General features: G+C 64.6%; 23 protein-coding genes. 14 read left to right on the forward strand and 9 right to left on the reverse strand.

Features of this window, described 5'->3' with window-relative positions:
* The first annotated feature begins 3 nt into the window (after nt 1–3).
* Complete coding sequence (locus H578_RS0101105; RefSeq protein WP_022871874.1) at nt 4–1,518, forward strand: sensor histidine kinase; 1,515 nt, start codon at nt 4–6, stop codon at nt 1,516–1,518.
* A gap of 63 nt (nt 1,519–1,581) precedes the next feature.
* Here the strand turns inward: H578_RS0101105 and H578_RS0101110 are convergent, their stop codons facing one another.
* Nucleotides 1,582–1,830 (reverse strand): WhiB family transcriptional regulator, encoded by a 249-nt coding sequence (locus H578_RS0101110; protein ID WP_028463811.1) that lies wholly within the window; start codon nt 1,828–1,830, stop codon nt 1,582–1,584.
* A 310-nt stretch (nt 1,831–2,140) separates the two neighbouring features.
* Here H578_RS0101110 and H578_RS0101115 point away from each other — a divergent pair, with 310 nt between their 5' ends.
* Nucleotides 2,141–2,560, forward strand: coding sequence for a hypothetical protein (locus H578_RS0101115; protein WP_022871876.1), 420 nt, complete (start codon nt 2,141–2,143; stop codon nt 2,558–2,560).
* A gap of 1 nt (nt 2,561) precedes the next feature.
* On the opposite strand, the gene H578_RS0101120 is transcribed toward H578_RS0101115, so the two are convergent.
* The gene (locus H578_RS0101120; protein ID WP_022871877.1) at nt 2,562–2,939 is read right to left on the reverse strand and encodes a DUF1844 domain-containing protein; all 378 of its coding nucleotides are present in this window, start codon (nt 2,937–2,939) and stop codon (nt 2,562–2,564) included.
* A gap of 126 nt (nt 2,940–3,065) precedes the next feature.
* On the opposite strand from H578_RS0101120, the gene infC reads away from it, so the two are divergent.
* The 5 genes from infC (at nt 3,066) to H578_RS0101145 (ending at nt 6,134) form a co-directional block, all read left to right on the forward strand.
* Nucleotides 3,066–3,734, forward strand: coding sequence for a translation initiation factor IF-3 (gene infC / locus H578_RS0101125; protein ID WP_245554865.1), 669 nt, complete (start codon nt 3,066–3,068; stop codon nt 3,732–3,734).
* A gap of 209 nt (nt 3,735–3,943) precedes the next feature.
* Nucleotides 3,944–4,138 carry a 50S ribosomal protein L35 gene (gene rpmI / locus H578_RS0101130; RefSeq protein ID WP_028463813.1) on the forward strand — a complete coding sequence of 65 codons (195 nt, stop codon included), beginning with the start codon at nt 3,944–3,946 and terminating at the stop codon, nt 4,136–4,138.
* Nucleotides 4,139–4,200: 62 nt separating this feature from the next.
* Nucleotides 4,201–4,596 carry a 50S ribosomal protein L20 gene (rplT, locus tag H578_RS0101135; protein WP_022871878.1) on the forward strand — a complete coding sequence of 132 codons (396 nt, stop codon included), beginning with the start codon at nt 4,201–4,203 and terminating at the stop codon, nt 4,594–4,596.
* Nucleotides 4,597–4,714: 118 nt separating this feature from the next.
* Nucleotides 4,715–5,809 carry a TrmH family RNA methyltransferase gene (locus H578_RS0101140; RefSeq protein WP_022871879.1) on the forward strand — a complete coding sequence of 365 codons (1,095 nt, stop codon included), beginning with the start codon at nt 4,715–4,717 and terminating at the stop codon, nt 5,807–5,809.
* Complete coding sequence (locus tag H578_RS0101145; protein ID WP_084709775.1) at nt 5,706–6,134, forward strand: RNHCP domain-containing protein; 429 nt, start codon at nt 5,706–5,708, stop codon at nt 6,132–6,134. The genes H578_RS0101140 and H578_RS0101145 overlap by 104 nt, the downstream gene beginning before the upstream one ends.
* 99 nt (nt 6,135–6,233) lie before the next feature.
* On the opposite strand, the gene H578_RS0101150 is transcribed toward H578_RS0101145, so the two are convergent.
* The gene (locus H578_RS0101150) at nt 6,234–7,175 is read right to left on the reverse strand and encodes a cation diffusion facilitator family transporter (protein ID WP_022871881.1); all 942 of its coding nucleotides are present in this window, start codon (nt 7,173–7,175) and stop codon (nt 6,234–6,236) included.
* Between the two features lie 147 nt (nt 7,176–7,322).
* Between H578_RS0101150 and H578_RS0101155 the strand changes: the two genes are divergently transcribed.
* On the forward strand, nt 7,323–8,618 hold the full coding sequence (locus H578_RS0101155; RefSeq protein WP_028463814.1) for a cytochrome P450: 1,296 nt from the start codon (nt 7,323–7,325) through the stop codon (nt 8,616–8,618).
* Between the two features lie 71 nt (nt 8,619–8,689).
* Here the strand turns inward: H578_RS0101155 and H578_RS15335 are convergent, their stop codons facing one another.
* Genes H578_RS15335 through H578_RS0101175 form a run of 4 tightly spaced genes read right to left on the reverse strand, consistent with a single transcriptional unit; the run spans nt 8,690 to nt 14,112 of the window.
* Complete coding sequence (locus H578_RS15335) at nt 8,690–11,209, reverse strand: hypothetical protein (protein WP_022871883.1); 2,520 nt, start codon at nt 11,207–11,209, stop codon at nt 8,690–8,692.
* Nucleotides 11,206–11,781 (reverse strand): hypothetical protein, encoded by a 576-nt coding sequence (locus H578_RS12355; protein WP_022871884.1) that lies wholly within the window; start codon nt 11,779–11,781, stop codon nt 11,206–11,208. Before H578_RS12355 ends, H578_RS15335 begins: the two co-directional genes overlap by 4 nt.
* Nucleotides 11,782–11,787: 6 nt before the next feature.
* Entirely contained in the window at nt 11,788–13,446 is a 1,659-nt protein-coding gene (locus H578_RS12360; protein ID WP_022871885.1) for a phenylacetate--CoA ligase family protein, read from the reverse strand.
* 21 nt (nt 13,447–13,467) lie between these two features.
* Nucleotides 13,468–14,112, reverse strand: a complete 645-nt coding sequence (locus H578_RS0101175) for a DUF4870 domain-containing protein (RefSeq protein ID WP_022871886.1) — start codon at nt 14,110–14,112, stop codon at nt 13,468–13,470.
* A 94-nt stretch (nt 14,113–14,206) separates the two neighbouring features.
* Between H578_RS0101175 and H578_RS0101180 the strand changes: the two genes are divergently transcribed.
* The 4 genes from H578_RS0101180 to H578_RS12375 all read left to right on the forward strand — a co-directional run bounded on the left by H578_RS0101180 (nt 14,207) and on the right by H578_RS12375 (nt 16,518).
* Nucleotides 14,207–15,025 carry an SIR2 family NAD-dependent protein deacylase gene (locus H578_RS0101180; RefSeq protein WP_022871887.1) on the forward strand — a complete coding sequence of 273 codons (819 nt, stop codon included), beginning with the start codon at nt 14,207–14,209 and terminating at the stop codon, nt 15,023–15,025.
* Between the two features lie 15 nt (nt 15,026–15,040).
* Nucleotides 15,041–15,964, forward strand: a complete 924-nt coding sequence (locus H578_RS12365) for an undecaprenyl-diphosphate phosphatase (protein WP_022871888.1) — start codon at nt 15,041–15,043, stop codon at nt 15,962–15,964.
* A gap of 39 nt (nt 15,965–16,003) precedes the next feature.
* Nucleotides 16,004–16,273 carry a DivIVA domain-containing protein gene (locus H578_RS12370; protein WP_022871889.1) on the forward strand — a complete coding sequence of 90 codons (270 nt, stop codon included), beginning with the start codon at nt 16,004–16,006 and terminating at the stop codon, nt 16,271–16,273.
* 74 nt (nt 16,274–16,347) lie between these two features.
* Nucleotides 16,348–16,518 (forward strand): DUF3117 domain-containing protein, encoded by a 171-nt coding sequence (locus H578_RS12375; RefSeq protein WP_084709788.1) that lies wholly within the window; start codon nt 16,348–16,350, stop codon nt 16,516–16,518.
* A gap of 19 nt (nt 16,519–16,537) precedes the next feature.
* On the opposite strand, the gene H578_RS0101200 is transcribed toward H578_RS12375, so the two are convergent.
* Nucleotides 16,538–17,188 carry an O-methyltransferase gene (locus H578_RS0101200; RefSeq protein ID WP_022871891.1) on the reverse strand — a complete coding sequence of 217 codons (651 nt, stop codon included), beginning with the start codon at nt 17,186–17,188 and terminating at the stop codon, nt 16,538–16,540.
* A gap of 61 nt (nt 17,189–17,249) precedes the next feature.
* Here H578_RS0101200 and H578_RS12380 point away from each other — a divergent pair, with 61 nt between their 5' ends.
* Both H578_RS12380 and H578_RS15340 read left to right on the forward strand, forming a co-directional pair.
* The gene (locus tag H578_RS12380; protein ID WP_156837150.1) at nt 17,250–18,104 is read left to right on the forward strand and encodes a hypothetical protein; all 855 of its coding nucleotides are present in this window, start codon (nt 17,250–17,252) and stop codon (nt 18,102–18,104) included.
* An 82-nt stretch (nt 18,105–18,186) separates the two neighbouring features.
* Nucleotides 18,187–18,708 carry a twin-arginine translocase TatA/TatE family subunit gene (locus H578_RS15340; protein WP_022871893.1) on the forward strand — a complete coding sequence of 174 codons (522 nt, stop codon included), beginning with the start codon at nt 18,187–18,189 and terminating at the stop codon, nt 18,706–18,708.
* An 89-nt stretch (nt 18,709–18,797) separates the two neighbouring features.
* Here H578_RS15340 and H578_RS0101215 read toward each other — a convergent pair whose 3' ends face one another.
* On the reverse strand, nt 18,798–19,925 hold the full coding sequence (locus H578_RS0101215) for an Mrp/NBP35 family ATP-binding protein (RefSeq protein ID WP_022871894.1): 1,128 nt from the start codon (nt 19,923–19,925) through the stop codon (nt 18,798–18,800).
* Nucleotides 19,926–19,983: the final 58 nt, after the last annotated feature.

The raw sequence follows: 19,983 nt of genomic DNA on the forward strand, positions 1-19,983 counted from the left end.
GCCGTGCTGACCGACCGCCTCGACACCAACTGCCACCTGCGCCCTGATGACATCGAGTGGCTCCACGCTCTGGTGGGGGACTGGCAACTGCTCTCCGACCTGGCTTTCTCTGACCTGGTGCTGTGGTTCCCGCATACCGCCGACGGTGTGGTCTCCGCGCAGGGACGGTCCTTCGTCGCTCTGGCCCAGGCACGGCCCTCCACGACCCAGACCATCATCCACCGCGACGTCGTCGGCGACCGGATCCGAGCCGATCTCAAACCCATGGTGGAACGCGCCTGGGAGCACCAGGTGGAGACGAACTCCTCCGATCAGGGGCAACCCTCACCGGCCCGGATGCGGGTCACCGCAGTGCCGCTGGTGCGCTCCGGACGTACCGTGGGGGTCATCACCATGCATTTCGCGGTCTCTGCCCTACGGGCCCCCTCCACCCTGGAGCTGACCTACCGGCGCTGCGCTACCGACTTACTGGAAATGGTCTCAGCCGGTCAGTGGCCGGATCCGGCTCAGGAGTTCACCGGCTACTCCGGTGCCCCCCGGGTGGGTGATGGGCTGCTGCGGCTCGATGCCACCGGCAAGATCACTTTTGCCAGCCCGAACGCCGTCTCGGCCCTGCTGCGCCTAGGAGTCAACGAGACTCTGGAAGGTCGGTCCCTGGCCGGTATCGGCGCGGAGCTACAGCGGGCCACCGGGGTGGCCGTGGACGAATCTCAACCGATGATGCTCACCGGCCGCCGTGCTCAGCGTAGCGAACTCGAAGCCCACGGAGCCACGGTGACCCTACGTTCTATTCCGCTGTACCGTGACGGCGAACGCTTCGCCGCACTGGTGCTCTGCCGGGACGTCACAGAGCTGCGCCGCCGGGAGAAGCAGCTCATGAGTAAAGATGCCACCATCAAGGAGATTCACCACCGGGTGAAGAACAATCTTCAGACAGTCTCGGCACTGCTGCGGATGCAGGCCCGCCGGATGGACTCCGAAGAGGGTCGCTCGGGACTCACCCGGGCCATGCGGCGAGTGGAAACTATCGCCATGGTCCACGACTCGTTATCTGCCGGACTCGATGAAACCGTTGACGTCGACGAACTCATGAGACGTCAGCTGCACCTGGCCGCTGAGATGGCCGAATCCGAAGGCTCTGCGGTGACCCGACTCGAGGGCAGCTTCGGCCACCTTCCCACCGGGATGGTGACACCACTGGCCTTGGTGGTCACCGAGGTGGTCGCTAACGCCGTAGAGCACGGGTTGAAGCCCCTGACGAACCAGCAGGAGGAAGCCGCCCACCTTACCGTGGTGATGAGTGTGCAGCGACACGTCGACGCCGCCGGCCGCCAACGCCTCGACGTGGACATCACCGACGACGGGGTCGGACTACCAGAAGGTCACTGGGAACCCGGTCTTGGGTTGCAGATTGTGCGCACCTTGGTGCGCGGAGAACTGCACGGCTCTATCGAATGGGGACCCGGCGAAGGTGGGCGCGGCACACGGGTGAGGCTGCGGGCACCCATCCTGGGGTAGAAAGAGCAAAGCCATTGCTTTGCAGGGAACCCGGCTCAGTCGCTGACGACGAGCGCCGGCGTTTTACGATGCTCGCCGCGCACGCGCGGCTCGCCGTTTGAGGGCCCGGCGCTCGTCTTCGCTCATGCCGCCCCAGACGCCGGCGTCCTGGCCGGTGTCCAGCGCCCACTGCAGACAGGTGTCCATCACCGGGCACCGGCGGCAGACACTCTTGGCTTCCTCGATCTGCAACAGGGCAGGACCGGTGTTGCCGACGGGGAAGAACAGCTCCGGATCCTTGTCCAGGCAGGCTGCTCGGCTGCGCCAATCCATGGCGATCACTACTCCTTGGGTGGCCTCCGCCCGGAATGTGCATCACAGTGCAGGGGCCACTATGCTCGGGTGCGTGCGGGAACACGTCAGAGCCTTCTCCCGCTGCGGCGTGTGGTGCGAATGACAGGCGCTGCTCAGGCGCTTCAGCCGCGGGGAGAAAGGCCTCTTGCCCCGCCTTACTACACATTCAAGACTGACATGTGACGCAGAGGTTAACAAGACCTTACGTGTCGCAAATTCGGCGATAAGATGTGTTATTCATCACATTACATTGTGTGTCGTCGTCGCTACCCATGTTTGAATATGGGACATGTCCGCATCCCCTGGCCCCGGCCCTGCTCGCCCCTTTTCCGTGTGGCTGCTCTACCTGATTCACTTTGTTCAGGGGGCGGCCGTGATCTTCGCGACGGTCTCGGAGGTACTGCTCTCCGATGCCGAAGTACTTGACACTGCCGGCCAGATCGCGTTGTTAGTGCTTTACCTGCTGGCCGGTGTCGTTCTCATTCTGCTGGGGTTTCGGCTTTTCTTAGGTTCCGCTGCAGCGCGCACCCCAGCCATGGTGCTGCAATTGCTCATGGTGGTGCTGTCCTTCAGCTTCTTCGCCGGGGGAGTGTGGGTCGTCGGGCTGACCTTCCTCGTCCCGGCAGCCGTTGCCCTCGTGTTGCTGTTCATCCGGCCCACCCAGCAGTGGCTGGAGGGCACCGCCGAACCGGACCAGCAGTCGGCTTAAGCTAATTCACCGGGCCAGTCCACTTCTCCCCGGGGCCCTTGCCCGGTGGGTCGGGAATGATTGATTCTTCACGGAATGCCAGCTGCAAAGAACGCAGTCCGTCGCGTAGCGGGGCAGCGTGGGTGGAGCCGACTTCCGGGGCTGCGGCAGTGACCAGTCCCGCTAAAGCGGAGATGAGTTTGCGGGCCTCATCCAGATCTTTTAAGTCCTCGGCGTCGGGCCCCTCGGCGAGCCCGGTTTTCACGGCAGCGGCACTCATGAGGTGCACCGCCACGGTATTGATGAGTTCCACTGCTGGCACTTCGGCGATATCGCGTGCCTGGGCGGCCGCTGCAGCGGCGGCATCTTCGGGATGTGGGGTGTTCTGCGCAGAGTCCATGCTGGTAAGCTTGTCACAGTCTCAACTGGCCGCAATGCTGCGTGCCGGCAGACACATCATCAGACCATTGCCGTCGAAGCAGGAGCAGGACAGATCAGCGAACCACGCATCAACAACCGTATCCGTGTGCCGGAAGTCCGCCTGGTGGGTCCCCAGGGGGAACAGGTGGGAATCGTGCGTATTGAAGACGCACTGAGACTGGCATCGGAGGCTGATCTGGATCTGGTGGAAGTGGCCCCACAGGCTAAGCCTCCGGTCTGCAAGCTGATGGATTACGGCAAGTGGAAATACGAGGCCGCCGTTAAAGCCCGCGAGTCGCGGAAGAATCAGGCCACCACCACGCTGAAGGAAGTCCGCTTCCGCCTGAAGATCGATGACCATGACTACGAGACCAAGGTCGGCCACGCCCGCCGGTTCCTCGAAGCCGGGGACAAGGTCAAAGCAATGATCCAGTTCCGTGGCCGCGAGCAGCAGCGGCCGGAAATGGGTGTGCGCCTGTTGCAGCGATTCAGCGAGGATGTCGCTGATCTTGGCCAAGTGGAATCTGCGCCCCGTCAGGACGGACGGCACATGGTCATGGTGGTGGGGCCCCTGCGCACTAAGGCCCAGCAGGCCAAGAGTGGGGACACCCCCTCGGATAACGAGGACAACAAGGCGCGTACGCGAGAGAAGAACGAACGCCGTGCGCGTAAGACGCAGCAGCGTCAGGAGAAGGTCTCCACGAGCCCTAAGGACGCCAAGCCACTGAGCAACTCCATGGCGGACTACCTGCCGGACGAGCTCAAGAACCTCTGATTCGCCCTTCAGTTGCCCATCCCGTAAGATGGATAGCTGGGTCTGCGTGCCTGTGCCCGCTCCTGTGGAGCACGGCATCGCGTTGACCCAGTGACAAGGGGTGACCGGTTCGCAGAATCAGGTGGCCCACCTCTGCACCGCGTCCAGTGCGTAACCCGCACGGACTTCAAGGTGCTGTAGGTCCGCTCAACACGAAGGAGTACGGCATTATGCCGAAGAACAAGACGCACTCCGGAGCCAAGAAGCGCTTTAAGCTCACTGGTTCCGGGAAGATCAAGCGCCAGCAGGCCAACCGTCGCCATTACCTGGAGCACAAGTCTTCCCGCCTGACCCGTCGCCTGGCCAAAGACCAGATCGTGACCAAGGCTGACGAGGGCCGCATCAAGAAGATGCTCGGCAAGTAATTCCCCTTCCCGGGATGCCGACGCAGAAGACCACAGACTTTTAAGACTTCAGGAGATATCTCATGGCACGAGTGAAGCGCGCAGTCAATGCGCAGAAGAAGCGCCGCAAGGTCCTTGAGGACGCTTCCGGCTATCGCGGCCAGCGCTCCCGCCTCTACCGCAAGGCCAAAGAGCAGCTGCTGCACAGCTACACCTACAACTACCAGCACCGTAAAAAGCGCAAGGGTGACTTCCGTCGCCTGTGGATCCAGCGTATTAACGCTGCCGCACGCGCCCACGGCCTGACGTACAACCGGTTCATTCAGGGTCTGAAGGCCGCTGAGGTGGAGGTCGACCGTCGCATGCTGGCTGAACTGGCCGTGAACGACCCGGCTGCTTTCGAAGCACTCGTCGAGCAGGCCAAGAAGGCACTGCCGGAGGACGTCAACGCCCCCCAGGCAGACGCAGCCTCACGCTGAATCGCTCAACCCTTCACACGAGGACGCCCGTCTCACCTGGCACCAGGGAGGCGGGCGTCGTCGTGTGTCGGTGGGATGAGTGTGTCTTTACCGCTCCCGGTCTTGAGACAATGACCCGGTGAGTAGTGAATTCGTGCTGGATAATCCCGGGGCCGAGCGGGTCAAAAATGTTGCCGCTTTAGCGACCCGTGCCGCGCGGCGGAAACAGGGCGCCTTTCTCGCGGAGGGCCCACAATCAGTCCGTGAGGCGCTCACCCTGTGGCTGCGCAGATGGGAACCGGAGGCCGACGACGTCGCTGGTTCACAGACCGCGCAACGCACCGGGGTCGATGACGCCGGAGAACACCGGATCCAAGCCAGTAAGCCACCCGAAGACTACCTTCCCGCTCTCGACGCCCTGTACTTCACGCCGGAAGCGTTGGCCCAGCATCCCGATGTAGAGGCACTGCTCGACAGGGCCAGGGGTGTCCTGTTCGATCCCGGTCGGAACCTACCCCGCGAGGCTCGGTTCTTCTTGCGGGAAGCGACAGCAGAGGTGCTTGCCGCCATGAGTGATGCGGAGACCTCCCAAGGCCTGCTGGCAGTGTGCCGTCCGCCAGCGATTGCCTTCGAAGGTCTCGACTCGCTGCTGGTGGGCATGAGCGAGACTTTCGTCCGGTTGGCAGCAGATGGAACAACATCCTCCGGGCTCACAGTCGACTACGCCCCCGTCCGGTTGGCTCCGGTCCTGGTGGGTCTGCAGGATCCCGGCAACGTGGGCACGGTGATTCGTACTGCGGATGCTGTTGGTGCCGGCGTCGTCGTGCTCACCCCCGGCAGCGCGGATCCGTGGGCTCCTAAAGTGGTACGGGCAGCCGCTGGGTCGCACTTCCACGTGCCGATTGCCACCGGAATTGACCCCGGTGAGTTGACCACGTTTCTGCGAGACAACCAGGTGCAGGTGCTGGCTGCCGATGGTCACGCCGAGATCACGCTGGATCAGCTGCAGACCGCAGATGCGGCGGGGGTGCGCCTGGACGCCCCCACCGTGTGGTTACTGGGTCATGAGGCCCACGGTCTGACCGAAGACCACCAAGCTATGGCGGATGCCCGCATCGCCCTGCCGTTGTATGGCCAAGCAGAGTCGCTCAACGTGGCAGTGGCGGGGGCAGTGTGTCTCTACGCCTCAGCGATGGCCCAGCACAGCGGCGCCTCTGGCGCCCGGGGGAGATAAGTCGGTGAGCTACGCTCCCACCAGCCGCGAGCAGGAGAATACTGGCTTTAGGTGTGCGCACTGTGGTCGGGAGGTCCCAGCCCATCCTGGCGGTAGTTACCGCAACCACTGTCCGTATTGCCTGTGGTCGGTGCATGTGGATATCGCGCCGGGGGACCGGGCCGCCGACTGCCAAGCTCCCATGCGCCCGGAAGCAGTGGACCACTCGGGCAAGAAGGGGTACATCCTCATTCACCGGTGCACCGTGTGCGGCGCAGTGGACCGCAATAAACTCGCCCCTGACGATGACCTCGACGTCCTCATCAGCCTCCAGCGTCCTGCGTAGTACGTGCGCACCTGTCAGTGGAGAGAGGCGCGGCCACAGTCGGGGAGTGCGCGATCGGCGAGTGCGCGAAACGTCTGCACCTTAAGCCGGTAGGACGCCCTAGGCGTGGGTGTGGGTTTCCTCCGCGGCGAGGTCGCGGGTCTCCAGCTGGAAGGTGGAGTGCTCCACAGCGACATCGAAATGCTCAGCCACACAGGCGCGTAGTTCGGCGAGTTTCTGCGGGGCGCAACCATGCCGAAAACAGTCCTCATGCACCACCACGTGAGCAGAAATGACCGGCAACCCCGTAGCGATCGTCGAAGCGTGAAGATCGTGAACCTCTTCGACATGCTCCACCTCCAGCATGTGGCGGCGCACCTGTTCAAGGTCGAGGCCCCGGGGCGCGAACTCCAGCAGAATCCGCACGGTCTCCCGCAACAGCAAGGCAGCCCGCGGAATAATGACTGCGGCGATGAGCAGAGCCGCCACAGCATCAGCCTGCTGCCAGCCGGTCGACCAGATGACCACTGCAGCCACCATGACCCCCAGCGAACCCAGCGCATCCGCCAGTACCTCAAGGAAGGCTGCTCGCATGTTGAAGTTCGCCCGCCGCCCCGACGACAGCACCACCAGGGAGGCGATATTGCCTGCCAACCCCACGGCACCGAAGATCAGCAACTCCACATGCAACACATCGTGGGGCTCCCGCAGTCGCTGAATCCCCTCCACCAGGGCGTAGACGCCGATGCCCAACAACAGTGCAGACTGCAGCAGCGCAGCGAGAATCTCCACGCGCCGGAAACCCCAGGTGCGCCGCGGGCTCGCGGCACGGAACATCAGACTCGCCGCCACCACGGCCATCACCAGCCCAATGCTGTCGGTCAGCGAGTGCACCGCATCGGTCAGCAGCGCCAGCGACCCGGTGACCCACGCTCCGAGCCCCTGCGCGGCCACGATGCCGAAGGTGATGCAGCAGGCGATGACCAGCCGCCGCCGATGCCCTGACGCCGCAGCCGCTGCATGCTGCTCGCCACCGTGATGGTGGTCGTGTCCGAAACCCATACCTTCACAGTAAGCCCCACTATTGAGAATCGCCTAAGGTGCGAACCCTAGTCAGTCCGGTTCGCAACAGGGCCCGACGCCGGCGTCGTCCGTTATCCATCCCCCATACCGGTTGAACCCGTGCTCAGCACGTACAAGACTGAACGTGTGAGCACCCACTCTCTGCCCCCAGGACCCCGCACCCCTGCCGCTGTGCAGACTCTGCAGTTCTACTCCCGGAGGCAATCGGCCTTTCCGGCCTTTCACACCCGCTATGGAGACACCTTCACCCTGCGCGCCTATCCCGGCCCGGTGACCTACGTGATGTTCACCCGGCCGGAGGACATCAAAGAGATCTTCGCTGGAGACTCGTGGGAGTTCTCTGGAGCCGGTGGTAACGAAGTCCTCCGCGCGGCTGTGGGGGACAACTCGGTGATGCTCAACGACGGCGCGGCCCATCGCCGCATGCGCAAGTACCTGATGCCCGCCTTCTCCCCACGGGCGGTACGCGCCTACCGTCCCAGGGTGGAGGAGATCGTCACCCACCAGGTGTCCACGTGGCGACCCGGAGAGAAGGTCACAACCCTCCAGGCGATGAGCGGAATCACCCTAGAAGTCATGCTCCAGCTGGTCTTCGGGCTCACCACGGGAGAGCGCATGACCCAGCTCAGACCCCGGCTGCTGAAGCTGGTCGACGTCGACCCGCTGTTGGCCCTGGGGTGGATGTATCCGAGGACCCTGACCCGCATCCCGCCCTGGCGCGGCCCCCAGAAGAACCTCGAAGCCATTGATGAGCTCATCTACGCTGAGATCGCCGAACGCCGGGCCTCCGGCGGCACCGGGCAGGACATGCTCTCCCACCTGCTTCAGGTCACCGACGACGCCGAAGCGCCTCTGAGCGAGCAGGAGATCCGCGATCAACTGGTCACCTTGGTGCTGGCCGGGTATGAGACCACAGCCTCCGCGTTGAGCTGGACTCTGCACGAACTGGCCCGCCACCCGCAGATCCAGCAGCGGGCCGCAGACGCCGCCGCCGAGGGGGACGAAGACTACCTGGAGGCCTGCCTCAAAGAGGGAATGCGCCTGCATCCGATCATCGACTTCGTGGTGAAGATTCTGCGCAGTGAACAGACCATCGGCGGGTGGACTCTGCCGGCTGGCACCGGGGTGGTGCCGGCGATCATGCTCACCCACCACGATGAGACACACCACGACGACGCCGCTTCCTTCCGTCCCGAACGCTTCCTGGGGGAGAACACTCCGGCGGCGAATACGTGGATCCCGTTCGGTGGGGGCGTGCGCCGCTGCGTGGGGGCGGCCTTCGCCACGATGGAAGGAGTGGTCAGCCTCAAGGAAATCCTCACTCGATTCCGACTCAGCGCAGAGAAACCCGCGCCCACCACACTGCGCAACATCACCAATGTGCCCGGGGACGGGGCACCGGTGAGACTGCAGGCACGGTGAACCGGTGACGCGTCGGTGACTTCCGGCATCCTCGCTGACGTCTCACGTTCGGGGTCTTAAGCGCTCGGGTCTCAGCGGGCGGTGAGCCGCGCTGACCGGGGCGGCACATCGGCGGGAACACCAGCGCGGAAGAACGCCACCGGGACCACCTCCGGGGCAGGTCCGGTCTGTTCGCCGTGCTCATCGGTGGGGGTGAGCACAGAAGTGACCCACCTGCTGGCTGCCCGGCGGGTGGTGGCCTCGTCGACCACCTCACTGACCGGGTGAACCGCCAGTCCGCGGCGGTGTAACTGCAACCAGAACCGCTGCAGCACCCGCCCAGCCTCGATGAGGCCAGCCGGATCGAGGTGGGCCGTTCCCTCCGACTCAGGTGCGGTGACGAACAGCACGACGGCGTTTCCGCGCCCATCATCGGGGACTTCTGTCAGCCGGGCCGCACCGCGGACCGCACCCAGGGGCACCCCACGAACCGCTTTGCTGATGCGGGAGAGTATCCGCTTCTGCCGCGATGGGTAGAACGCCCGTTCTGAGGCGGCGCGCTCGGCCCGCTGCAGTGCCGATTCGTTCGCATCCGGGGTCATCCGGGCGATGATCCCCGCTGCCGCCGGAGTGATCCGTCGGGCAGGGGCACTGCGCAGCACCCCTCCGGCCAGCGTTTGAGCCATCAGCCCTGCCGAACTGCGGGTGGTTCTGTTCTCCGGGAGCAGGCAGTTAAGACTCAACCCGTCGCGATGGTAGTCGGGGTGCTGCGGGTCTATTCGCAGCCACTGAAGCAGCTCGGTCATCAGCTGTCCGGAAGCGGTGAAGTGCCGGGCCGCAACCCGTTCCCAGGCGGCAGCCAGCACCGGATCCACCGCTACGGCCTCCACTGACTTTGGTGCGCCAGTTGCTGTGGCCTCCCCACCTTCAGCCGGCTCTGCCGCCAGGTCCACCAGGCCGGCAAGGCTGCTCAGCCCGGCCGCGTGGCCAGCCTCCACCAAGGCCTCCCAGTTCCTCTGCAGTGTCCCGCGGTACACCCGCCGGGTCAGCACATCCTCGGCCTGTGCTGGCACCACGCCTGTGCGGGGAACGAAGCCCAGCTTCAGCTGCGTGTCTGTGCCGCTGCCGGTCACCGCGCGGATCTCAACCTCGACTCCAGCCTCGGCCGCTGCAGCGTCGAGTGACTCCACCCAAGCTCCCAGGCTTAAGTAGAGGTCCCGGAAGGTGGGGTCTCCCACGGGTAGCACTCGGTCCGGATGCACCCGGAGGCGGACGACGACGCCCTCGTCGTCTTCGATCACCTCAGGCGCCCACGGTTGAGTGTTGTGAGCACTCGGGGCCCGTCCGGCGATCTCCACCCAGGAGGCCACTGTCTGCACGGTCACCTCAGGCTGCGCACCCCCGCTCAGCTCTTTGCGGAAGAATGCCAGCCGGTGCAGTCGATACCCGCCGGCCCGGGCGAAGACCGCCGCTGAGGCCGGGTTCTCCTCCCCAATGAAGGTCACCCGCAGCTTCCGGTACCCGCCTTCGTAGAGTTGTGCGAAGAGTTCCCGGGAGACCAGGCTGAGCAGCCCGCGCCCCTGGAATCTCGGATGGGTGCCCTGAACGATGAGTACTGCGTCCTGCAGAGAATCCTGCCGCTGCCGGACCGGCGGCAACCGTCGGCGCAGCAGCCCCGGAAGCTCCTGCACACCCAGTCTGCCGCCGGTGCCCCGCAGGGCGTCGACCGGATCGGGGACCACCAACGCAAAGCTCGCCAGTGGCGGCTGCTCAGGATTGGTGCCGTCCTCACCGTGACCCGTCGCGGCCAGGGTGACGATGAGCCGCGGATCAGCGAGCAGCTCCAATCCCGCGGTCTGCTGGGTCATCTGGGCTCGGGAGATCTCCGTGTAGTAGGGCAACTGGGCGAAGGAGGCGTTGAGACCTGCGCGCAGTTGCTCCATGACGCCGCGCCGGCCACGGAATCGCCACCGTCGGACTGGGACCCGGCGAACCCCTGCGGCCCGGTACTCCTCTGCATGGGGCCGACGACGCCGGTCCGCTGGGATGCTCTGCACCGGCACCTCCCAGGTTGCGGCCGGGTACCACGGTTCGAAGCCGCGGGATGCCAGAATCTCCGGCAGTTCCGCGTCATTCCACGGGCTATCGAAGAATCCTGGGTGCTCGAAGCCACCGGTCACCGCTGCGCCGACTTGGTTCGGCAGCAGGCTCACCGGACCGAAGACCCCTCCGGCGCCAGTGCGGGCAGCCTCGGCTTCGATCCAATCCAGAGCGGCGTGTAACGCCTCGGTGTGTTCCCACTCCAGGGCGCCGAAATACAGCGCCCCCGTCCCGGTGGTGACCCCCGCCGCACGGAGCCGAGCATCCAGCAGTGCCGAACGGTGGACCACCATACGCGCCACGGCCCGCCCGGTCGCCGAATCCCGCACCAGGTGGAGGGTGGCGATATCGACCCCGGGATGTTCTCCCCGTGCCCAGGCGCGGATGTCATCGGCCATCAGCGGCACGTGGTGGCCCTGACACCGCCCCAGCCGACCGGCACTGCCTGTCCCGAGGTGGATGAACTCCTCCACCTCGGTCTGGGAGGTGACGGGCTCGATGAGCAGGCTCATCGGCGTCGTACCAGTGTGTCCCGTGCTGAGCCGGTCAGGGCGCGTCCCAGGGCTGCCACCTGCCCGGCGCCGCGGATGCCTGCCCGCAGCCGGGCCGGCAGGTTTCCGGGTGGCCGGTCAGCCGAGCGCTGAGACTCCCACCGTTCGATCATCCGCAGTTCGTCACGATCCGCCCGCCAGGTGCCATTGGCGTAGCCCACCTCATCGGCGGTGTAGGTGCGGATAAACCCGCCGAGCACCGGGGCGGAATCCGGGTCAGCCGGCCAGGTGCCCGAGTTCTCATCGGTGCCGACCAGCCAGTGCATGATGGCCTGATGCTCATCGGTCTTGGCGAACTCGTAGAGCTGCTCTCGGGTCTCAAAGGCCACCACCAGGCCGATCCGCAGCGGAAAACGGTAGTAGCTCAAGTGCCACAGGTATCCGGGTGCCTGCTTCAGCCGCCGGGCCAGCGGCGGCCAGAGGATCAGCTGCTGGAGGAACCCCTTGGGGGTGCGGTACTCGTTCTGGCCCAGGAACACCGCCCCGGCGCGAGCCTGAGGGGCCTTACATGCGGAGAAGTCGCGGGTGCGCACAGCGGATCAGCCTCCCTGATTGCGGGTGAGGTAGACGTTTTTGATCTTCTGGGGCGTCTCGGCGAAAGGGCCGGTGCCGTAATCGTGGATCTGAACCAGGATCTCCGCGGCACTGGGATCCTCCTGGAGTGATTCAGCCACATCGCGGGATACCGCAGCCAGGTGCTCCAATACTCCGGTGGCGCAGGTCTCGGCCAGCTGCTGGCGGGCGTCCTCGTCCAGTGCGGCCTCCGGGTGGGTCTGGGGGTCACGCAGCTGGATGTGCAGGGTGGGGCGGTGCTCGAACTCGCTGATCTCGGTCAACTCGATCTGGAAGGAGTCGATGAGTTTGGCGGTCTCCGGGTCCCGGTAGAGCCCGTTCTGCACATCGAGGGGGTAAATGTTTGCCCCCATGTAGGAGATCGTCGAATCGGACCGGCCGAACAGTAATAAAAACGGCAGTTTCATGCGCTGGTGTCGGTAGGCCTGCTTGAGCTTGACTGTCAGCTGGGGGAACTCCCGGGTGATCTCCACCATCTCCGGGAAGGAGAGAATGCGGGCTTCATCGCCGATGTTGTACCGCAGCCGGGGGCTCATCACCGCAGCGGAGTTAATGGTGACGACTAGTTCGTCGTCGTCGGTGGTCTCCATGTAGGTCTCTAAGGGGTTGTACTGGAAGATCATCGGAGTGCGGTGCTCATGGTCGCCGAGCAGACGACGTCGGAAGCTGGGGTTGGACTCCAGCTCTTTGCGCAGCGTCACCGAGAGATCAGTTTCCCCACCCATACCGATGGTCAGATCGCTGGCCCCGTAACCGGAGTAGACCCGGTCGAAGCGCCGCTGCAGGTAGTCGCGCAGCCCCTCGGTCATCGCTTCCCCGCCAACGAACCCGTTGAGCCGGTAGTCAGCGAACTCCTCACCGGCGGCGTCGAGCCGATCGACCAAGTGCTTGAGAAACGGCGGGTAAGCGGTGATGAGGTAGGTGAAGTCGGGACCGAAGTGCCGCAGGGTGTCGAGGATCTTCTCCAGATCCGGTCCGGTGTTCTTCACCATGGCGATCTTCGCCATTGCCTGACCGGTGTTGGTGCCGGTAGCCCAGGCACCCATGGAGAACGCGTTAATGCAGAACAAGTTCTCCGTGCCGAAGAGCATGGTCACGTAGCCGGCAACGTTTTTGTGGACGGTATCCAGCTCGGCGGCAGAACGCATCCAGTTGAACGGCCGGCCCGAGGAGCCGGAAGACTCATCGACCACTGTGCCGGGGACTTCGATCTCCCCGCCCCAACACCGAGCATCCTCTTCATAGCGGCGAACGTAGTCATCCTTAGAGGTCTCCGGGTAGGCGGAGATATCCCACCAGCGGAAGGTGAAGTCCCGGCGAGCCAGGTAGTCCTGGTAGGCGGGCACATCGAGGCTGGCGTGCTGGCAGATCATCCAGGCGTTGACGCGAGCGAAGCGCTCCAGACCGGGATGGTAATTCCGGGCGGTGAACCGCCACACCGAGGGGTCCGAGCGGTACAGCCCAAACAGGGCGGTCAGTCCCACATTCGCGGTGCGCAGAGTCAGCTGCCGGGCGATATTGACCGGACCGAGCCGGTGGGGGAGCCGCTTCAGGTGGGCGTGCTCAGCTTTGGGTCGCGCCGGCGTGAGCCGCAGCGCTTTCAGTGCCGAACTCCATGACGCCATGCCAGTCCCCCTTTGAGTGTTTTAGCGGATGAACGGAATCGCCCAGTACTTGAACTTCTTCCGGCGGTAGGCAGCCACTGAACCGAGGATGGAGAGCACCACGTTGATAGTCATCACCGCCATGAACGCCAGCAGTAGCATCATCCACACCAGGGCCATGCCACCGGCGACCACGCCCCCGGCACCCGGATCGGCACCGAGGATGAACGCAAACATGCCGAAGTAGCTGATGAAGAACAGGATGCTACCCACCACGTAGACCCCCACCAGGGTCAACTCCCAGTTCAGTGCGGTTTTGCCGTGGTCATCGATCAGCCGGGAACGACGCCGGAAGATCAGCCATATCACCAGCGGCACAATGAAGGAGAAGAACAGTCCGCCTAAGTGGATCCCGACCCCCCAGCCCTGTTCCTCCGAGGGGCTGAGCGGTTGTTCATCGGCATAGCGGGCCGCCTCATTGAAGGGGTAGTCCCCCGTCGGAGCGGAGGATGAGTGTTGATACCCGCCGTGCTGGTAGTCACCCTGCGGGTAGCCACTGTGTTGATAACCGCCGTGCTGATAACCGCCTTGCTGATACCCCGGGTGGGGATGGCCACTGGGCTGGTAACCCCCGGATTGTTCAGGGTCCTGCCCCTGCCAGCCGTGGTGGCCGTGCTGTTCCGTCACGTGTTTCCCTCCGTATGCCGCTGAAATAAAGGCAGTATGGCCACGATCTTAGGTGCTTTACTTCCCTCCGGGAAGCGCCGGTACCGTGGAGACTATGAAGGTGCTGACCACCATCGACGATGAGGTTTCCGCCTGGGCCCAGCGGGCCCGCCGCGTGGCCGTGCTCACCGGAGCGGGGATTTCCGCCGAATCTGGAGTCCCGACGTTCCGCGAAGTCCAAACCGGGCTGTGGGAACGGTTCTCCGCCGAAGATTTGGCCACTGAGGAGGCCTTCCACCTGGACCCGGCCCGGGTGTGGACCTGGTACCGCTGGCGGCAGTCCCTCATCCGCGAGGTTGCCCCCAACCCCGGGCACACAGCCATCGCCCAGTGGCAGCGGCATCTCACCGAGGCTGGCGGGCGGCTCGATGTCATCACCCAGAACGTCGACGACCTGCATGAACGCGCCGGAGCTGAGGTCCTGGCCCACCTGCACGGCAGCATCTTCGCCTTCCACTGCACCGCCTGCTCCGCACCGGCTGAGCTGCCCGAACCCGATTACGACGGCTTCACCCCGCCGGAACAGACCGAATCCCCACCCAGCTGCCCGGTCTGCGGGGAAGGAATGGTTCGCCCTTCTGTGGTGTGGTTCGGGGAGATGCTGCCGATGGATGCCTTTGACGCCGCCGCAGAGGCGGTCCGGGCCGCGGAACTGATTGTCGTGGCAGGAACCTCCGGTATTGTGCAGCCGGCAGCATCCCTGCCGCTGCTCGGCCTAGAGCGCGGCACCCCGCTGGTGGAGGTCAACCCCGAAGCCACCGAGCTATCCGAGGCCATGGACGTGTGCCTCCGTGGACCCTCCGGACAGCTGCTGCCACAGCTACTGCACGCCGCGACCTGGGGTGGCCAGCCAGGCCGCACCACCACTGCATAGGAAAGCTGGTTCCGATTGACACTCTGGGAAGCCCTGCTCCTGGGCGCCATTCAAGGGCTGTTCATGTTCATCCCGGTGAGCTCCTCGTCTCACCTGGTCATCGCTGAGCACTGGCTGGCCGACACCGGTTCACAGATCCCCGCACCGGACACCCCAGAGATGATCTTCTTCAACCTGGTGGTCCACCTGGGCACCATGGTCTCGGTCGTGGTGGTGATGTGGGGACCATTGAGCCGCCTGCTGGCCGGCACATGGCGGGAGATCGGGCTGCTGCGCCGCCGTGGAACCTTACGCCACCTCATCCACCTGAAACTCATGCTGTTGGGTGTCATCACTGTGGGTATCACAGGGGTACTGGGACTGCTGGTGCGTGAATTCGGCACCGAGGTCTTCGCCACCCCCTGGATCGTTGCGGTCTTGCTGCTCATCACCGCAGCCATCCTGTGGTGGACCGACTCTGTGAAGACCACGTGGCGGGGAGCGGCACAGATGACCATCTGGGTCGCCGTCGTCATCGGCTTAGCCCAGGCGATCGCCCTATTCCCGGGAATCTCCCGGTCGGGGATCACCATCGCCGCAGCTTTGGCCTTGGGCATGCACCGTCGGATCGCTGCCCAGTACAGCTTCTTTGTCGCGATCCCCACGATCGTTGCCGCCACAGGGGTGCAGTCATTGAGTCTGCTGGGGCACGAGGGCGGGTTCAGCATCAGCGCTGAGGCGTACTGGATGGCGTTTATTGTCTCCGCGGTGGTCGGGGCCGGTGCCCTGTGGCTGGTGCTTACTCTGCTCTACCGGGCCAGGTTCCGCATCTTTGCCGTCTATGTGGTGCTCTTCGCCGGTTTCATCCTCATCTTCCAACCTGACCTCTCTGACCCGCCCCCGGTGGACGAGATCCCGGTGGAGGAGGAGCAGCTCGACGTTGAGACCCGCGGTTACTGAACCGGGATGTTCGGGTACCGGGCTCGGTAAGCTGGGGTCATGATGTGGCTCTACCTCGTCGCGCTGGCCATTCTCGGACTCGTCGTGGTCGTGTTCATCGGGCGGTGGTCTGGGGCTGAGGCCCCTGCCGAGGAGAGCCCAGCCACTGCGGGTGATGACGTCGATCAGCTACTGGCCCGGGCTGAAGGCCACCTCACTGCCGAGGATGTGGACGCCGTTGAGTTCGACTCCGCGGCCCGCGGATACCGCATGGATCAAGTTGATAAGCTGCTCGCCGCACTGTCCGAGCAGTTGCGCGAGCGAAAGTGACCGGGATGACATCCCCAGAGTCTGAGGGATAATAGGGGCGTTAGCGTAGGACGACACTGAGAGGGATGTACCCGATGGCTGCAATGAAACCGCGTACTGGCGACGGTCCAATGGAGGTCACCCAGGAGGGACGCAGCCTCATTATGCGCGTGCCGATCGACGGCGGCGGGCGCCTGGTCCTGGAAATCAACAATGAAGAGGCCGAATCCCTCAAGCAGTGCCTCATCGAGGCGGTCGGAGAGTAGCACTGCCGCCCGCGGCCTCTTAAGCCGCCCGGCGCACACTGACGAACAGCCCAGCTCCGGTGGCCAGCAGCGTCGAATGCAGCCGCGGATCCTCCACCAGCCTGGTGTGCACTCCACGCATGCGTTGGGTGGTTTCCTCGCGCACCGCCGGACGGGGCACCCGATCCTGGTCGAGCGCATCGTGGAGGATGAGCAGCCCGCCGCCCCGCAATAGCCGAATCGCGTCCTCAGTGCATTGATCGGCAGTCTGCGCCCCGGCGTCGCAGAACACCAGATCATAGGAGCCTGCAGCCAGCCGCGGCAGCACCTGTTCGGCCTGTTGAGCGATGAGCCGGTGGCGGGTGCCGGTGGGTGCGTAGTGCCGCAAGGTCCGCCGTGCCTCTTCCGCGGAATCCGGGGCCGGGTCGATGCCGGTGAGCACAGCCTGGGGACTGGCTCCGCGAAGCAGTGCCGCAGCGGAGAGGCCCACTCCGGTGCCGACGTCGACGACCGCTTCGGCACGCACCGCTGAGGACAGCACGGTCAGGGTAGCCGCCACAGCGGGGGAGACGACCTCGACTCCCATCTCCGCGGCACGGTGACGCACCTCGGCGAACGGGTCAGCGCCCTCGGCCAGCTGCTCGGTGTATACCCAGCTGCTGTGCTTGGAGGCAGCAGGCCTCGCGCTCATCGTTCACCTTTCTCAGATTAAATTAAGCTTATTCTCAGTAATAGTTAGCATACTGGCCGGGATGTCCCCTGAGACGATGTCCCCTCGCGCCGGGTCCCGGCAGCTGCCCACCCGCCGGCTGCACGCCGGGTGGGTGCTTGCTGTCTTCATGACCTCGGTAGCCACGGTGGTGTGTTTCGTCGTCGCTGCTGCATGGGTGCTTGGGGGGCGTACCGCACCTTCTACGCCTTCAGTGCAGACCTTATTGCCGCCTGAGGATCAGCCAGAATCGACTGAGGATGGGCAGCCTTCACCCACGGGGACTGTGCCGACCACCGCTGCGGAGCAGCCCGAGACAGTCAGCGTCAACGGGGAGGTCGCGGTGGCACTGCCGGGGGCGCGGGGCGGTGCCGAGATCTTTGAAGTGCCGGTGGAAAGCCTGAGCTACTTAAAGCCCATCGGATGGGCTGTGCCCTATCTCTCCCGGCCGGGGTATGAACCAGTCCAGGCGGAGACCGGCACGATCGGCGGGGTGCGTACCATCCAGGTGCATCTGACCGATGGTGAGCACATTGTCAGTGTCTCGGAGACCCGTCCGGAAGAGGACGACGTCGAACTGGCTCCTTTGGAGGAGAAAATCGCCGACACCCTGGATGTCAGTTCAGCGGCGGTAGAGGATGTGCCACTGAGTACCGGGGATGAGGCTCGGGTCTACGTCGATGAGGAGACTGAGACCTGGACTGCGGGGATCCAGACGCACAATGTGCAGTACGTCATCACCTCGGATACCCCGGCTGAACGGGCTGGGGAGATTACCTCCTGGGTGATGATTACGGACCGTTCCCGGGTTCAGGTGGATCCTTCGACGGAACCGGCGGGGCCGACGGACCGGCTGGAACGCGGTTTCGATGAGCTGGTCTCCTGGTTCACTGACTGAGGTTTCGCCTCGCGGACGGCAGGCGCATCAGGTGCGGCGATCGGGCGGACTCAGTGCCCGCCTAGAGCGGTAAAGTGGATCCGTGTTCGGGATCAGCGGCTACCAGCTCCTCATTCTTATTGTGCTGGCCATTGTGCTCATCGGTCCCGAGCGTCTGCCTGATTACACCCGCACTCTGGCCGACTGGGTTCGTCAATTACGGCGCATGGCGGTGGATGCCAAGGTGCGGTTCCGCCAGGAGACAGGAACGGACTTCGACGATGTGGATTGGCACAAGTACGATCCCCGGCAGTATGACCCGCGCCGGATTATCCGCGAAGCCCTTGCCGAGGAGATCGACGATGTCCGTGGGGTGACGAACGAGGTACGGGCGGTGGGTCGCGATATCCGCTCCACGGGCCGGGGGGTGCGCCGTGAGGCCCAGAAGACAGTGGACCCTCGTGAACTGTTCAGCTCCGCAGCACCGAAGAAGACAGGCGGAGCGCTCGCTGCCGGGGTGGCCGGTTCAGCCACCACCGGGGCTGCCAGTAGTGGTGGTGTGTCGGCCTCAACAGACGAGGCCGATACACCCGGACCAGCCCCCTTTGACATCGACGCCACCTAACCCGCAGAGTCCTCAGCCCACAGTGTGTGGGCTCCGAAATCCCAGCCATCAGGCGAAGGCAATGATGAGAACTCATGGGACCAGAGGTCTCAGGTCACTGTGACGGGGAGGGATCGTCCGGCTAGGCTGCGGCCGCGAGCGGCCAGCCGGGAGGCGATCTGACGCAGCGCGGAGCCGGCTGCGGAATCGGGCGCTGACAGGACCACCGGCTCACCAGCGTCGCCGGCCTCCCGCAGAGCCGGATCCAGGGGCACCGAACCCAGCAGAGGGACGTCGGCATCCAACTGCTCGCTAAGACTCTGGGCCACTGTGGCCCCTCCACCGGAGCCGAAAAGGTCCAGTACGGTGCCATCGGGCAGAGTCATCGGTCCCATGTTCTCCACCACTCCGGCGATATGCTGCCCTGTCTGCTCGCTCAAGCTCCCGGCGCGTTCGGCAATCGCCGAGGCCGCCGCCTGCGGGGTGGTCACCACCAGCAGTTCCGAGCCGGGCAGTAACTGCGCCACGGAGATGGCGATATCGCCGGTGCCCGGGGGCAGGTCGAGGAGCAGGACGTCGAGGTCTCCGAAGTGCACATCGGTGAGGAACTGTTCCACAGCCCGGTGCAGCATGGGTCCCCGCCAGGCAACCGCCTGGTTGCCTTCCACGAACATGCCGATCGAGATCGTCTTCACCCCATAGGCCACCGGCGGCAGGATCATCTCATCGAGCCTGGTGGGTTTCATGGTGATCCCCATCAGTCCAGGAATGGAGAACCCGTGTACATCGGCGTCGATGATGCCGACCTTCAATCCAGATTCAGCCATCGCGCAGGCCAGATTCACTGTCACCGAGGACTTCCCGACCCCCCCTTTACCGGAGGCCACCGCGTAGACCCTGGTCAGGGAGTCCTCACGGGCGAAGGGATTGACCTTGCCGGCCTCGCCTCCGCGCAGCCGGTCTTTGAGTTCGGCGCGCTCCTCAGGGCTCATCACCGTCAGGTCCACCTCCGCGGTGCGTACCCCCTGGGCTCGTGCAGCCGCGGCAACAACATCGTCAACGATCCGGCTGCGCATGGGGCAGGCCTCAGTGGTGAGTTTGATCTGAACCTCAGCGGTCCCGTCGTCGTCGACGTCGATCTCCCCCACCATGCCAACCTGCGTAATGGGCAGTCGCAATTCGGGGTCCATCACCTGCTCGAGGTGACGGCGGATACTCTCCACGGTCTCAGTGTTCACACCCCTCAGTTTAGGAGCCTGTGCAATGCCTGCAGAGGTTTCAGACTGGCCTGGCAGA

Source organism: Nesterenkonia alba DSM 19423 (genome assembly GCF_000421745.1).
In the GTDB taxonomy this organism is placed as follows: Bacteria; Actinomycetota; Actinomycetes; order Actinomycetales; family Micrococcaceae; genus Nesterenkonia; species Nesterenkonia alba.

Coding starts and splice junctions, on each gene's coding strand:
- H578_RS0101145 (WP_084709775.1), top strand. CDS start 5,706: ATGGCCAAGCAGAGTCGCTCAACGTGGCAGTGGCGGGGGCAGTGTGTC.
- rplT (WP_022871878.1), top strand. CDS start 4,201: ATGGCACGAGTGAAGCGCGCAGTCAATGCGCAGAAGAAGCGCCGCAAG.
- H578_RS12380 (WP_156837150.1), top strand. CDS start 17,250: ATGTCCCCTGAGACGATGTCCCCTCGCGCCGGGTCCCGGCAGCTGCCC.
- H578_RS0101150 (WP_022871881.1), bottom strand. CDS start 7,175: ATGGGTTTCGGACACGACCACCATCACGGTGGCGAGCAGCATGCAGCG.
- H578_RS12370 (WP_022871889.1), top strand. CDS start 16,004: ATGATGTGGCTCTACCTCGTCGCGCTGGCCATTCTCGGACTCGTCGTG.
- H578_RS12360 (WP_022871885.1), bottom strand. CDS start 13,446: ATGGCGTCATGGAGTTCGGCACTGAAAGCGCTGCGGCTCACGCCGGCG.
- rpmI (WP_028463813.1), top strand. CDS start 3,944: ATGCCGAAGAACAAGACGCACTCCGGAGCCAAGAAGCGCTTTAAGCTC.
- H578_RS15335 (WP_022871883.1), bottom strand. CDS start 11,209: ATGAGCCTGCTCATCGAGCCCGTCACCTCCCAGACCGAGGTGGAGGAG.
- H578_RS0101110 (WP_028463811.1), bottom strand. CDS start 1,830: ATGGATTGGCGCAGCCGAGCAGCCTGCCTGGACAAGGATCCGGAGCTG.
- H578_RS12375 (WP_084709788.1), top strand. CDS start 16,348: ATGGCTGCAATGAAACCGCGTACTGGCGACGGTCCAATGGAGGTCACC.
- H578_RS0101120 (WP_022871877.1), bottom strand. CDS start 2,939: ATGGACTCTGCGCAGAACACCCCACATCCCGAAGATGCCGCCGCTGCA.
- H578_RS0101200 (WP_022871891.1), bottom strand. CDS start 17,188: ATGAGCGCGAGGCCTGCTGCCTCCAAGCACAGCAGCTGGGTATACACC.
- H578_RS0101180 (WP_022871887.1), top strand. CDS start 14,207: ATGAAGGTGCTGACCACCATCGACGATGAGGTTTCCGCCTGGGCCCAG.
- H578_RS0101115 (WP_022871876.1), top strand. CDS start 2,141: ATGTCCGCATCCCCTGGCCCCGGCCCTGCTCGCCCCTTTTCCGTGTGG.